The sequence below is a fragment of the Rhodococcoides kroppenstedtii genome, assembly GCF_900111805.1.
Taxonomy (GTDB): Bacteria; Actinomycetota; Actinomycetes; order Mycobacteriales; family Mycobacteriaceae; genus Rhodococcoides; species Rhodococcoides kroppenstedtii.
Map to the genome: position 1 here is coordinate 44,388 of NZ_FOJN01000020.1, position 13,703 is coordinate 58,090.

The 13,703-nt window shown below is 70.0% G+C and carries 7 protein-coding genes; 5 read left to right on the forward strand and 2 right to left on the reverse strand.

Annotated features, from left to right (window positions below; all coding sequences use genetic code 11):
* Nucleotides 1–30: 30 nt before the first annotated feature.
* Nucleotides 31–7,188, reverse strand: coding sequence for a non-ribosomal peptide synthetase (locus BMZ18_RS18180; protein WP_068365781.1), 7,158 nt, complete (start codon nucleotides 7,186–7,188; stop codon nucleotides 31–33).
* A gap of 257 nt (nucleotides 7,189–7,445) precedes the next feature.
* Here BMZ18_RS18180 and BMZ18_RS18185 point away from each other — a divergent pair, with 257 nt between their 5' ends.
* The 3 genes from BMZ18_RS18185 (at nucleotide 7,446) to BMZ18_RS18195 (ending at nucleotide 10,516) form a co-directional block, all read left to right on the forward strand.
* Nucleotides 7,446–8,291, forward strand: coding sequence for an esterase/lipase family protein (locus BMZ18_RS18185; protein WP_169817760.1), 846 nt, complete (start codon nucleotides 7,446–7,448; stop codon nucleotides 8,289–8,291).
* Nucleotides 8,292–8,489: 198 nt separating this feature from the next.
* Nucleotides 8,490–9,437, forward strand: a complete 948-nt coding sequence (locus BMZ18_RS18190) for an esterase/lipase family protein (protein WP_068365779.1) — start codon at nucleotides 8,490–8,492, stop codon at nucleotides 9,435–9,437.
* A 194-nt stretch (nucleotides 9,438–9,631) separates the two neighbouring features.
* On the forward strand, nucleotides 9,632–10,516 hold the full coding sequence (locus BMZ18_RS18195) for an alpha/beta fold hydrolase (protein WP_244516598.1): 885 nt from the start codon (nucleotides 9,632–9,634) through the stop codon (nucleotides 10,514–10,516).
* A gap of 15 nt (nucleotides 10,517–10,531) precedes the next feature.
* Here the strand turns inward: BMZ18_RS18195 and BMZ18_RS18200 are convergent, their stop codons facing one another.
* Entirely contained in the window at nucleotides 10,532–11,314 is a 783-nt protein-coding gene (locus BMZ18_RS18200; RefSeq protein WP_083400213.1) for a glycosyltransferase family 2 protein, read from the reverse strand.
* 258 nt (nucleotides 11,315–11,572) lie between these two features.
* On the opposite strand from BMZ18_RS18200, the gene BMZ18_RS18205 reads away from it, so the two are divergent.
* Together BMZ18_RS18205 and BMZ18_RS18210 are read left to right on the forward strand one after the other, a co-directional pair.
* Nucleotides 11,573–12,451, forward strand: a complete 879-nt coding sequence (locus BMZ18_RS18205; protein ID WP_074922366.1) for a glycosyltransferase family 2 protein — start codon at nucleotides 11,573–11,575, stop codon at nucleotides 12,449–12,451.
* A 92-nt stretch (nucleotides 12,452–12,543) separates the two neighbouring features.
* Nucleotides 12,544–13,413 carry a glycosyltransferase family 2 protein gene (locus tag BMZ18_RS18210; protein ID WP_083400215.1) on the forward strand — a complete coding sequence of 290 codons (870 nt, stop codon included), beginning with the start codon at nucleotides 12,544–12,546 and terminating at the stop codon, nucleotides 13,411–13,413.
* Nucleotides 13,414–13,703 lie beyond the last annotated feature (290 nt).

The following is a 13,703-nucleotide window of genomic DNA, read 5'->3' on the forward strand; positions in this document are numbered from 1 at the left end:
GCACGTCCCCGGCGTCCTCTGCGGACGCGGTCACGCCGACACCCGGTGGTGGGTCACCGACACGGTGGCCTCGGTGGGGCCGTAGAGATTGTGCATCGTCGGGCCGTCGGGTCCGGTGGCGGCCCGCACGGCGTCGACGAGACCGGCCGGCAACGCCTCACCGATGCAGAGGATGTCGCGCACCGAGGCCAGCGCGTCGCCGACCCCCGATCGGTCGTGCGCGAGGAACGACGCGAGCAGCGAGGGCACGAAGGTCAGCGTCGTGACGCCGTGCCGCCGCACCGCGTCGGCCAGGATCGCCGGGTCACGATCGCAGTCGGGCGGGCCGACCACCAGCCTCGCTCCCCCGATCATCGGCCACCACAGTTCCCACACGGAGAGGTCGAAGGTGACGCGGGTGCGCCAGAGCACCGCGGAGTCCGGCGTCGACGGGACGACCGAATGCAGCCAGAGCAACTGGGCCGCGACGGCGCCCTGCGGGACGAGAACGCCCTTGGGTGCACCCGTGGAGCCCGAGGTGAAGAGAACGTACGCCGGATGACCCGGTGTCGCGGACATGCCGGTGCCCCAACGCCGTTCGGCCGCGCGCACGCGGCGCCGACGATCCTCGGGCCACGACGGGTCGACGGGCAGATACGCCGCCCCGGTGGAGACGATCGCCTGCACCTCCACGAGGAAGTCGACGGTGCGCTCGGCTTCGACCGCGACCACGGATTCAGGGCCCACGCCGTCGGCGACCAGCTCGTCCCGACGGGCCCGGACGAGGGCACCGAGCTCGCCGTAGGTGAGCTCGCGGTCCCCGTCGACCACGGCCACCCGGTCGGCGTACGTGCGGTACGACGCCGCGAGCAGGTCGGTGAGCGTGAGCGGCGGTGCCGTGGATTCCGCGCCGACCGCCAACAGAGCGGCCTCCTCGGCCGGCGCCATCAACGGTGCGTCCCCGACGGGTCGCGCCGGGTCCGCGACCAGCGCCGCGAGCAGCACGGGAAGGGACCGCGCCCAGGCGTGCGCGGTGGCCTCGTCGAACACGTCGGTGGCGTAGGTCAACGCTGCCGTCATCCCGGCCGGATCGTCCTCCCCACCGCTGGATTCCGCGACGACGAGATGGAGGTCGTACTGCGACGTGCCGGGATCGACGTCGAGCGGCGTGAACTCGACGCCCTCGACCGTCGCCGACGGCCGCTCCAGGTTCTGGTACGAGAGCATGATCTGGAACAGCGGGTGATGCGCGGTGGATCGCACCGGGTCCACCGCGTCCACGACGCGCTCGAACGGCAGCTCCGCGTGGCCGAAAGCGTCGAGGTCGCTGCTGCGGACGGACCGCACCACCTCGTCGAACGCTCGACCGAGATCGATGCGACTGCGCAGCACCACCGTTCCGACGAACATCCCCACCACGTCGTCGAGCAGCATGTCGCCGCGGCCGGCGACCGGAGTGCCGATCACGATGTCCGTCTCCCGCGACCACCGAGCGAGAAACACCGCCAGAGCCGCGTGGACGACCATGAACGGGGTGGCGCCGGTCGCGGCGGCGAGGCGCTCGACGCCGCGCCGGGTGTCGGCGGAGAACACCACCGGCACCGTCCCCGCACGGAGCGACGCGACCGGTGGGCGTGGGCGATCGGCGGGCAGGATCGGGGCATCCGGCGCACCGGCGAGATGGTGCCGCCAGAATCGAACGTGCGCGGCGGCCTCGCTGGTGGGGTCGGCGTCGTCACCCAGCCGAGCCCGCTGCCACACGGCGACGTCGGCGTACTGCACCGGTAGCGGCGCGACATCGGGGGTCGTTCCCGCCGCCCGGGCGGCGTACGCGGTCAACAGGTCTCGCACCAGCGGCCGCATCGACTCCCCGTCGAGCGCCACGTGATGCACGACGAGCGCGAACAGGAAGTCCTTCTCGCCCAGGCGCCACAGTCGTACCGCGATCGGCGGTGCGAGGGTGACGTCGAAGCGCGTGCCGACGATCTCGACCACCTCGTCGTGCGGGTCGCCCGTCACCTCGATCGGATCGAGGTGCACCGGAACGGCATCCGGCGCCAGCACCTCCTGGTAGGGGCCCTCGTCGGAATCGGGATACCGTGTCCGGAGGATTTCGTGACGGGCGACGACGTCGCGGACCGCGTCCTCGAGAGCCGCGACGTCCACCGGCCCGGTCATCCGCGTGACCAGCGGAACGTTGTACGCGGTGGCTGCTCCGTCCGACCCCGGTCCGGTCACGTCGAAGCGATTGGCGAACCACATCCGGGCCTGCGCGTACGACAGAGGCGGTCGCGCGGGCCGCGGCAGCGAGCCGAGGGCAAGATCCCGACTCTCCGAATCGATGTCGGCTTCCGGCGCGGTGAGGTACGCCGCCAGCGCGGCGGCGGTCGGCCGATCGAAGACCGCCCGGACCGGGACGCGCCGACCGAACTCACGCCCCAGCCGCGACGCCACCCGCGTGGCGCCCAGCGAGTCACCACCGGTGCGGAAGAAGTCGTCGTCGACGCCCGTCTCGGTGCCCCCGGTGACGGCAGCGAACGCGGCGAGCACCGCGCGCTCGGCGTCGGTGCTGGGAGGTCGGCCGAGGTTCTGGAGACCGGGGCCGACCTCGGGGTCGGGAAGAGCCGCCGTGTCGACCTTGCCGTTGGGCGTCAATGGAAGTCGTGGCAGCAGCGTCACGGCGGACGGCACCGAGGCCGGCGGCAGGTCCGCCGTGAGCAGCGCTCGCAATGCGTCGGCGCTCCGTTGCCTGCGGTCGACCGCGTAGGTCACCAGCACGGTGTCACCCGACGGTGCGGGTCGGGGAACCGTCACGGCGGCCTCGACCCCGTGACGCTGCGTCAGCACCGCGTCGACCTCGCTCGGCTCCACCCGGATGCCGCGGATCTTCACCTGGGTGTCCACTCGGCGGACGTACCGCAGCACCGGGGCCGCGGCGTCGGTGGCCACGACCGCACGGGCCAGATCGCCGGTTCGATACATTCGGGACCCGGTGTCGGAGTACGGATTCGGAACGAACCGCGACGCGGTGAGGTCGCTCCGACCGTGGTAGCCCCGCGCGAGGCCGTGTCCGAGGAGGTAGAGCTCCCCGACCGACCCCAGCGGCACGGGCTGCAACCGCGCATCGAGGACCAGGGCGCCCATACCCGTGACAGCGCGACCCACCGTCACGGCCGCGCCGGGTCGCGCCGGTTCCGAGAAGTGGCTCGCGACCGTCGCTTCCGTGGGCCCGTACGCGTTCACCAGTCGGATACGGTCCGCCCAGGCATCCCGCACGCCGGGCGACAGCGGCTCCCCGCCCACCGACGCCATCTCGAGCGACGGCAGGCGGTCGGGATCCAGGGTGGCGAGCACTCCCGGGGTGGTCGACAGGTGTGTGACACGCTGCGCCGCCAGCAGATCCGCCATCTCGTCGCCACCGACGACGTCCGGTGGAACGACGACGAGGGTGGCACCGCCGAGGGCGAACACCAGCATGTCCATGACGTACGGGTCGAAGCTCGGCGATGCCGTCTGCGCCGGCCGCGACCCCACCTCGGTGGCGAATCGGCCGCGGGTCTCCGCGGCGAGCCCGGTCAACCCGGCGTGGGTGACGACGACACCCTTGGGCGTACCGGTCGATCCGGACGTGTAGATGACGTAGGCGGCGGAGTCGGGGCGAATCGTCCCCCGGCGCTCCGCGTCGGTCACCGGGCCGATCGCCTCCGAGTCGGAATACCGCTCGGACTCCGACCGGGTGACGTCGAAGGCTGTCCAGGCCACGTCCGCCGGCAGCTCGGCTCGCCGGGACTCGGCGCAGAGCCCCAGGCGTACACCGGAATCGGCGACCATGAAGGCGAGCCGGGCCGGCGGGTACGACGCATCGAGCGGCAGGTAGGCCGCACCGCTGGCCGCGACGGCCCACACCGCCACCACCATCTCCACCGACCGCGGGAACGACAGGGCCACCACGGTCTCGGGCCCGGCCCCGCGCGCGATCAGCGACCGCGCCAGAGCCGACGCCCGTACCGCGAGTTCGCGATAGGTGAGGGTGATGAAGCCGTCGGTGACGGCCGGCCGATCCGCGTGCCGCGCAGCCGCATCGAACAGCAGGTCGGGGAGGACACTCGTACCGACCCCGACGGGCCCGTGCAGGGAGGCGATCAGGCGCCGCCGACCGTCGGACCCGAGCACGTCGAGGTCGCCGATCGGGGTGTCCGGCGCGGTCACCCCGACCTCGAGGACCCGGGTCACGACGGACAGGGCCGACGCGACGGTGGGCGCGTCGAAGAGGGCGGCCGAGTACACCATCGACAGGGCGATACCGGCCGGTCGACCGGCGTCGTCGACGCTGGCCTCGGCGGTGAGCAGCACGTCGTCCTTCGGGGTGCCGACCGCGCCGTCGAGGACGGACACCCGCAGACCCGGGAGCGCGACGTCGATCTCGGATGTGGCGGCGCGATAGGCGAATCCGACGCGGTGGACCGGTGCGTCGGCCCGCCCGGCTCGGGCGACGACCCAGTCGAAGGGCACGTCCGCGGCGTCGTACGCCGCAAGCGTCGTGTCGCGGACCCGCCGCACGACGTCGGCGAAGGTGTCCTCGGGGTGCATCCGCACCCGCACGGCGACGGTGCCGACGAACATGCCGACGACCGTGGCGAGCGCCGGATCCGTCCGGCCCGCCGTGGCGACGCCGACGGCCAGGTCGGACGAGCCGGACCAGCGGCCGATGCCGACGGCGTGTGCCGCGAGCAGCACCATGTGCTCGCTGACACCGTATCTCCGCGCACAGGCGTCGATCTCGCGGTGCAGCGCAGCCGGAACCGCGCCGCGGACCTCAGCGGCGGTCGGCGTCCCGGCTCGCTCGCTCGGCAGCCGATCGACGGGCAGCGCCAGGTCGGTCGGCAGACCGTCGAGCGCCCGATCCCAGTGCTGCAGTTGCCCGGTGGCGTACGGCGTCGGCGCATCGGGGGTGCCCAGCAAGGCCCGCTGCCAGCGTGCGTAGTCCACGTAGGCGACGGGCCGGTCGGTCCACGCCGGAGCCTCGCCGCGCGACCGCGCGGCGTAGGCGGTGACCAGATCGGTGACCAACGGCGGCAACGACTCTCCGTCGACGACGAGGTGATGGACACACACCACGAGCACGTGGTCCGAGGCCGAGAGACGCAGCAACGTCGCCCGATACAGCGGTCCGACGATGACGTCGAACGGCTCGGCCACCACGCGGGCGACCTCGTCCGCGACCGACTCGGCGGACACCGCACGCGGCTCGAGTTGCGTTCGCGGAACCTCGAGGAACTCGATGTAGGGCCCGTCGTCGTCCTCGGGAAATCTCGACCGCAGACTCTCGTGCCGGACAGCGAGATCCGCCAGTGCCGCGGCGAGCGCATCGACGTCGAGGTCCCCCGTCAAGCGCAACACCAACGGCACGGTGTAGGCGGAGGAGTTCGGCTCGAGCCGCGAGAGAATCCACAGCCGCACCTGAGCCGGCGCGAGCGAGAGCCGTTCCGGCCGCGGCGTGTCCGCGACGTCGGACAACCGGGGCACGTCGGGGTCGGGGTTCCGACCGGAGTCCAGGCGGTGCGCCAGCGTCCGCGGTGTGGGAGCGTCGAAGATGTCCGCGACGCGCAGACGTGCGAGCCCCGCCGCGTTCAGCCGGGCGACCGCCTTGGTCGCCACGAGCGAGCTTCCGCCCAGATCGAAGAAGCTGCTGTCGTACCCCACCACCGTGGTGCCGAGCAGCTCGGCGAACACCGTCTGCACCAACTCCACGGTCGACGACCGCACGTCCAGCGCGGTGTCGGCATCGCGCACGGGGCCGACCTCCACCGCCGGCAGCCGGCCGGCGTCGACCCGCCCGCCGGGGCCGAGCGGCAGCGCGGTGAGCAGGACGGTCGCGTCGGGGCGGGCGTAATCGGGCAGGTCGTCGCGAACGGCGGCCCGGACGTCGTCGTCGGAGCGTGCGCCGGACGACCGTAGATAGGCCAGGAGCACCGTCCCGGTCGCGGAATCGTTCCGCACGACGACGTGCGCGTCGAGGACGCCGTCCACCGCGCGCAGCCGAGCGACGGTGTCCGCGACGTCCACGCGGACAGCGCGACGCATCGCGATCTCGCTGCCGGTGACGGTCACGGCGCCGGACCTGTCGACCGTCGCCCGCACGCCCGTGTGCAGGGACCGACCGCCGTCCGCGGCAGCGACCAGGCCGGACGCCGTCGTCGCGGCCGTCGTCGCACCGCACGCCACGGCGTCGCCGACGGCGTACAGGTCACCGACCACGCCCGCCGGGACGCGGCGCAGCCGGCGGTCGAGCACCGCGGCGGAGTCGGCGGCCAGCGCGCCGAACACCCCGGGCACCAGGTCCACCGACCGCACTCGGTCGGTCGCGACCGGCCCCTGCGCATCCGTCACCACCGTGACGTCGCACCCGTCGAGGTCCGGCAGCTGGTGGGCCGTGGCGGCCACCGCTGCGACGCCGTCGCGCCGGATCTGCTCGGCCACCGAGACCGATCGATCCACCACCACGATGCCGACGCCCGACAGCAGCGGTCCCCAGAACTCGACCGGAGCCCACCGCTCGTCGGCCGCGTGCCACCACAGCACCGGTCCGGCGACGGTGTCCCACACCGACCGGCATCCGGCCAGGACCGCCGCATCGTCGTAGAGGCGGACCGCTTCTCCGTCCGCCACGGCGAGCACGCTCGGCGGGAGGACTACGCCCGGCGCGAACCCCTCGCCCGCTGCCGATCCATGAACGAGACACGCCCCGGCGAGCACAGCGGCCACGGCCTCGATCGCCGCGTCCACACTCTCGACGGTCGGGGCGACGACGACCGACTTCCGGCGGTCTGCGAGGACCGTCGCGCGCTCCCACATCTCGCCGTAGGTCACGACGGTCGACCCGTCGCGAATCGCCGGTCGAGCCGGGTCGACGTCGACCACTCGGCGCAGCACCCGGCGCACGGTGGTCTCGACGACGGCCGACGCCCGCACGACGCCGGGCAGCTCGGCCCCGTACCGGGCGGCGTCGGCCGGAGCCGAGGCGGTCGCGGCCGCCACGATCGCGCCGTCGGGCGCCGCAGCGAAGGTGGGCACCGCCGCGCGCAGGCCCGCGGCCGTCGCGGCCAGAGCGGAGAAGCGAAGTCCGTCGGGACGGTCGGGGAACACCGGGGCGTCGGGGACCAGGCGAGCCGCCCGAGTCACCAGGCCCGTCAGGTCGCGTGGTGTCACCGGTGCCGTCCCCTCCCGTCCTGTGGACCCGTCACCTCACAGTAGTGCGCGTCACCCACCCGACCCCGGATCCATCGTGAGGTCTCACGACGTTCACAGACGACGGCGGTAGTCTGTGGAGTCGTCCGGGGGGTTGACGACCACCCCCGCCTCACGCCGCGAACCAGGAGCCGACACCGCCGATGACGTCCACACCCACGCCCGGGAACGGAACGGGGAAGTCCCCGATCGCCGTCGTGGCCGCGGCGGTCGGCGCCATGATCGGCACCATTCGGCACGCCCGCGCGCAGCCCAAGAGGGTCGACGACATGGCGGGTGTCAACGACTTCCGGCGGCGGTCCGTCCGCCGACGACCGGTGGTCCTGGTGCACGGCACCTGGTGCAGCGCGTACGACACCTGGCACACCATGGCGCCGGCCCTCGTGGAACGCGGCTACCCGGTGTTCGCCCTGGACTACGGCCATCGTCGGGGATACGACACCACCAACGTCTTCAACATGGTCGGCGGCGCGGACATCGCGGAGTCGGCACGCGAGTTGGCCGGATTCGTCGAACGCGTCGTCGCCGTCACCGGCTCGGAGACCGTCGACCTCGTCGGGCACTCCCAGGGCGGCACCGTCGCGCACCAGTACCTCAAGTTCAACGGCGGTTCGAACGCCAACGACCCGACGCGGAACCGGGTTCGCTCCCTCGTCACCCTGGGCGCCACCAATCACGGCACCACGTACGGGAACAAGCAGATCGTCGGTGCCGTCGTCGAGAAGCTCGGATTCCCCGTGGTGGGAACGACCGATGCGACGGTCGGCCCGTCCTACGCCCAGCAGCTGTTCGGGTCACCGTTCATCGCGGCGCTGAACGAGCACGGCGACACCGTGCCCGGGGTGCGATACACCGTGGTGGCCACCAAGTTCGACACGGTGTCGACGCCGCCCAAGGCCACGTTCCTCGAACCCGGGGAGGGCGCCGTCGTCACCAACCTCTGGTTGCAGGACGTGGCACCGGACTCCACGGCCGGGCACATGGAATTGACCACCGACCGCGCCGCAGTCGACCTGGTGCTGAACGCCCTCGACGAGTCACGGGACCGTCCGCAGCTTCACTGACGGTGTCGACGAATCGGGGCAGCTCGTGAGGGTCGCGTCCACGCACCGAGACACCGAGACACTCCCGGGCCCTCGCGCTTCCCATGCGCGATCGATTCGGGGACGAGAGCCCTTTGTGTGACCGGTGCCACAGAAGTCACTTCTGTAACATGGCGTCGGCTTATACCTCGTCACATCCCCGAAACGGAGTCCATCACCATGGCGTGTCGCGTCCGCTCGTCACTGGCGGCAGCAACGGTCGCTTCCGCGATCGCCCTCGGCAGTGGAGTGGCGCACGCCAACCCCGACCCTGCTGCACCCGTGCCGTCGGCACCGCTGCCCGGCGCCGCGACAGACCTGCCCGGCGCCGACGACCCGTCCTGCGTACCCGGTCCGGAACACCCGAACCCTGTGGTCCTCGTACACGGGACCTGGTCCAACGCTCAGGCCACCTGGTCGACCCTCGCCCCGAAGCTGCAGGAGCAGGGCTACTGCGTCTTCGCACTAAATTACGGGCAGCCGGCGCTGCTAGAGCCCGACAACCTGCTGCGAATGTGGGGTGGCGCGGACATCCGCGACTCCGCGAAGCAGCTGGCGACGTTCGTCGACGCAGTCCGTGAACGCACTGGCGCCGCCAAGGTCGACATCGTCGGCCATTCGCAGGGCGGCACGCTGGCGCGCCAGTACCTCAAGTTCGAGGGGGGCGCCGACTTGCTGGACCCGACGCGCAACAAGGTGGACAAGCTCGTCACTCTGGGTGCTACGAACCACGGCACGACCTACGACGAGAAGCAGCTGCTCGGCAAGATCGCCGAACTGGTCGGGTTCCCGGTCCAGGATGCGGCCGCCGTGGCCGTCGGTCCCTCGGCGGTCCAGCAGATGGTCGGCTCGCCATTCCTCGAGGTCTTGAACGCAGGCGGCGACACGATGCCGGGCATCACCTACACGGTCGTGGCCAGCCATGACGACACCGTGTCGACGCCGCCCGAGAACACCTTCCTGACACCGGGCCCCGGCGCCACGGTGTCCAACAAGTGGGTCCAGGACACCTGCCCCGGCGCATCGGTCGGTCATATGGGGCTGACGGCCGAACCAGCCGCCGTCGCTCTCGTTCGGAACGGGTTGGACCCCTCCGATGCAATCGACACTGCGGTCGCCTGCTCGTGACCGCGCGCGGGGACCGTTCACGCAACGGCTCGGTCCGCGAATCCCCTAAAGACTGACGACGGGATAGTCGGTCGACGACGACAATCGATAGGATCGCTCACGAGGGGTCCGAAGTCGGCCGCCGGATGTGCCGTTCCGCTCGAGGACGTCGTACCGGTGACCGGCACTCGAAACAGTGCGACGGGGATGTCAGTGTGAGCGAACGCAGCGCGTTGGGTATGTCCGACCATCTGACCGTTAAGGACCAACGACATCCACGACGCTTGCACTTCTGCATCGACGGTCAGGGCCCCGTGACCGTGCTTTTCGAGGCCGGTTTGGGCAAGTCGCGGTCCACCTGGGCACTCGCCCAGCCACTGGTGGCGCGCTTCGCACGCACCGTCGTCTACGACCGCGCCGGCCTGGGACGAAGTGACGCCGCCGTCGCTCCTCGGACATTCGGGGCGCTGCTCCGCGATCACCTCAGCGTGCTCGACACAGTGGTCTCCGGCCCGTGCATTCTGGTCGGGCACAGCTACGGTGGACCGATCGCCAGGCTTGCTGCAGCCGAACGACCGGACAAAGTGGTCGGAATCGTGCTGGTCGACGAGGTGAGCGAACGCGCGGGTGCAGATCTCCTTCGCAGAGCCATGGCCGGCGCGGGGGCTCTTTACGGCGGGCAAGTGTGGTTGGCCCGAGTCGGACTGCTCGGCCAGGCTCTACGTCGCACCTATTTTCGCGCTGTGGAGGGAGCGGCTCTGCGCGAGGTCGTCATCGAATCGGGCCGCGTCCCCGCCGCCAAGGCGGCACGTTCGGAATGGCAGAACATGATCGCCGGCATGCACGATCTGGAAGCCACCGGGCCGCACGTTCCGGATATCCCGCTCACCGAGATCACGTCGAAGCGAAGCTCCACGCCCGAGGAATTCGAGAACGACTTCATTTACCAGTCGCACAAAGCCACAGCGGAAGCCGCCATCGACGGGCGTCACGTCTCGTCCCGATCGCGGAACCACTACATTCAGTTGGCCGAACCCCGCCTCGTTGCGTCGGAGATCGAACGCATGTCCGACAGAACGCGTGTCCGCTACTCCGCGTGATTGCCGCGGGATATCTCAGATGCACCACACCCGGTTCTCGATGCTGCCCCGGATCTTCCCGTACTCATAGGCCACGCAGTAGACCCAACGCCCACGGGACAGCTTGGTGATCCGCTGCGGGAGGAGCGGGTTTCGGAGCGACAGGGACACCACGATGTACGGGAACATCAGCGGGAAGTTGTATCCGCGGAATCCCAGTGGCTTGTGTTTGACGTGGTTGCGGACGTCCGCGCGACCGTAGGCGACCATCTGCTTCCACAGGCCCTTGTAGGTGTCACGGAGTCGGTAGTCGACGACCGCCTCGGGCGTATGCACCAGCTGGAACCCTGCGTGCTGCAGGCGCCACACGTAGTCGTTGTCCTCCCCGCCGCCGAGGTAGTCGACGTCGAAACCCCCGATGGCCTGGTGCGCCTTCCGAGTCACGGCCAGACTGGTACCGATCGCCGTGTCGAAGTAGCCCTCGACGTGCCACCCGTCGTCGGCACCCGGCATCGGCCGCCAGCCGGCCACCTCGGGAGAATTGATGCGGTCCACCGCGCCGGTGCCGGACACCACGTCGGCGTCGGAGTCGCGGAACGCGGCGACGAGCTCGTCGATCCACTCCGGGCGCGCCGCGTCGTCCTGATCGGTGAACGCGATGATGTCCCCCGTCGCCGCCTCGACTCCGGCATTGCGCGCGGCACCGGTGCCGCGCGTCGCGGAACTGTCGACGACGCGGACCGGTACGGGACTGTCGCTCCACCGCCGCCGGACGTGCTCGTTCACACCGTCGGTCGACCCGTTGTCACTGAGGACGATCTCGAGCGGACCCGCGTACGTCTATGACGTCAATCTCTCGATCTGAACGTCGAGTAGCGGCAATCCGTTGAATACCGGAACCACGATGGAGACGGAGGGCAGATGCCGATCTTGGGTAGAAGTGTGGTTCTCGCTCACGCGTGCATGTTACCAAACCACCCGGTACGAACCGTAATTCTCCGACCGAATACATCCATTCGTACTACACCGGACCGAGTCGATTGGACACGCACGGCCGGCTGCGACTAAATGGTTCCCATGACGCACCCGACCCTCTCGGTGGTGGTGCCGACTTACAACGAGTCGGCCGTGATCGAGGCATGCCTCGACGCGCTCCTGGCGCAGTCCGACGACATTCACGAAATCGTCGTCGTCGACAACAACTCGCACGACGACACCGTCGCGAAAGTGAAGAGTCGCGCCGCCGCCCACGCCGACGCGACCGGACGAGACCCCGTCGTCGTCTTGCACGAGTCCCGCCAAGGACTGCCCTACGCCCGTGACACCGGCTTGAACGCCGCGACCGGTGACATCCTCGCCCGGATCGACGCGGACGCGCGGGTCGAGCCGGGATGGGCGAGTGCGACGCGGGAGTTCTTCGCGCGCCACGGCGAGACCTACGCGGCCGGGTCCGGCACATGCACCGCCTACGACCTGCCCTTTCAGGGCAAGTTCCGGTCCGCTCAGGACGCCCTGTGCCGGACCGTGCACGAGAAACTCGCCGCGGGTGACGACGTCGACGCTCCTCGGTTGTTCGGCTCCAACATGGCGTTGACCCGCGAGGCGTGGCATCGGATTCGGCCCCACACCTCGACGCGCACGGACATCTTCGAGGACGTCGATCTGACGATCTGCGCCACGGACGCAGGCATTCGTTGTGCCGTCATTCCGGACGCCCGCGCCCTCATCTCCGGCCGACGGTTCAAGTCCGGCCCGGTCTCCTACCTCCGCTACAGCTGGTGCGATCAGCGCACGTTTGCGATGCACGGCCGAACGGCGGAACGTCGTCGAGCGATAGTGACACTGCTCACCGCAACGATTCCGTTCTATCTCGCCATGTGGCTTCCGTTTCGCCTGTGGAATCCGCGGACATCCCGGTTCGAGGTGCTCCACCTTTTCCGCTCGAACGACGAGTGAAAGAATGTTTTCGGCGTCTCGAACCAACTCCGCGCCGGTTTCACCGAAATCGCGAGCAGCCGTCCGCTGCGCGATGACGTAACATCCCGCCCATGGATTTGCCCACGCTTTCCCTCGTCATTCCCGCATTCAACGAGGAAGACACCATCGAGTATCTGATCGACTCGGTGCGAGACCAGCTGGACGAATTCCACGAGATCATCGTCGTGAACAACAACAGCACCGACCGCACCGGAGAGATCCTCGCGCGCCTGGAGTCGGAGCTGCCCGTCCTGCGTGTGGTCGAGGAGTCGCGGCCCGGCGTCGTCATGGCCCGCAATGCCGGCTTCGACGTCGCCACGGGTGACATCATCGGCCGCCTCGACGCCGACGCCCGAGCCAAGCCGGGGTGGGCACGTACCGTGCGCGAGTTCTTCGCGACCGCCGCCGACGACATCGGCGCCGGCACCGGCCGCTTCGATCAGTACGACATGCCGCTGCAACGCGTCCACAAGTTCTTCCTGGACGTCGGCTTTCGCAACTCCGGCGACGGCCCCCTGGAGGTCCCCACGCTGTTCGGCGCGAACATGGCCGTGCGGCGCAGCACCTGGGCGCTGATTCGTCCCCACCTGCTCGACATTCCCGGCATCTTCGACGACCTCGACATCACGCTCTGCATCTCCGAGGCGGGCCAGAAGTCCGTCCTGGTGCCGGGCATGGACATCAGCGCGTCGGGCCGTCGAATGCTGTCCAGCGTGTCGAGTTACAAGAAGTTCGTCGAGTACATGCCCGCCACCTACGAGGCGCGCGGCATGCACGAGGAGGCCGAGAAGTCCAAGGCGGCGGTGCGCTCGATGCGGCTCCTGCACCTGGTGTTCTGGATCCCCTCACGTGCCTACAACCCCGTGTCCGGCCACTACTCGCTGAAGCAGTTGCTCAGCAAGCACCCCCAGCGCGTGCTTCCCTACGAGGCAGCGCGCTGACCTCGGCTCCAGCCTTGCGTGCGTGTCGGCAGTTCGAACGTATGATCGATTTCTGTCGGTGGGTCCACCTACACTGAGGTCATGTCGTCGGGGGGCGGCGGGAACGGACCCGCACACACAGCAGCACCATCGCTGCACGCACCGGTGGATGCACCGGTCTCACCGGTCACCGCGGCGCGAGCCGCCCTGGCCGGGGCGATCGCCGACCTCGCCGCCCTCGACACCCGCGGAACCGGCATCGAAGACCTCCTCGCCCTCGTCATCGACTCCGAACACGCCACCCGCACCCT

Bases quoted from the DNA above. Each gene is read 5' to 3' on its own strand.
- BMZ18_RS18185 (WP_169817760.1), top strand. From the start codon at position 7,446: ATGATCGGCACCATTCGGCACGCCCGCGCGCAGCCCAAGAGGGTCGAC.
- BMZ18_RS18190 (WP_068365779.1), top strand. From the start codon at position 8,490: ATGGCGTGTCGCGTCCGCTCGTCACTGGCGGCAGCAACGGTCGCTTCC.
- BMZ18_RS18205 (WP_074922366.1), top strand. From the start codon at position 11,573: ATGACGCACCCGACCCTCTCGGTGGTGGTGCCGACTTACAACGAGTCG.
- BMZ18_RS18210 (WP_083400215.1), top strand. From the start codon at position 12,544: ATGGATTTGCCCACGCTTTCCCTCGTCATTCCCGCATTCAACGAGGAA.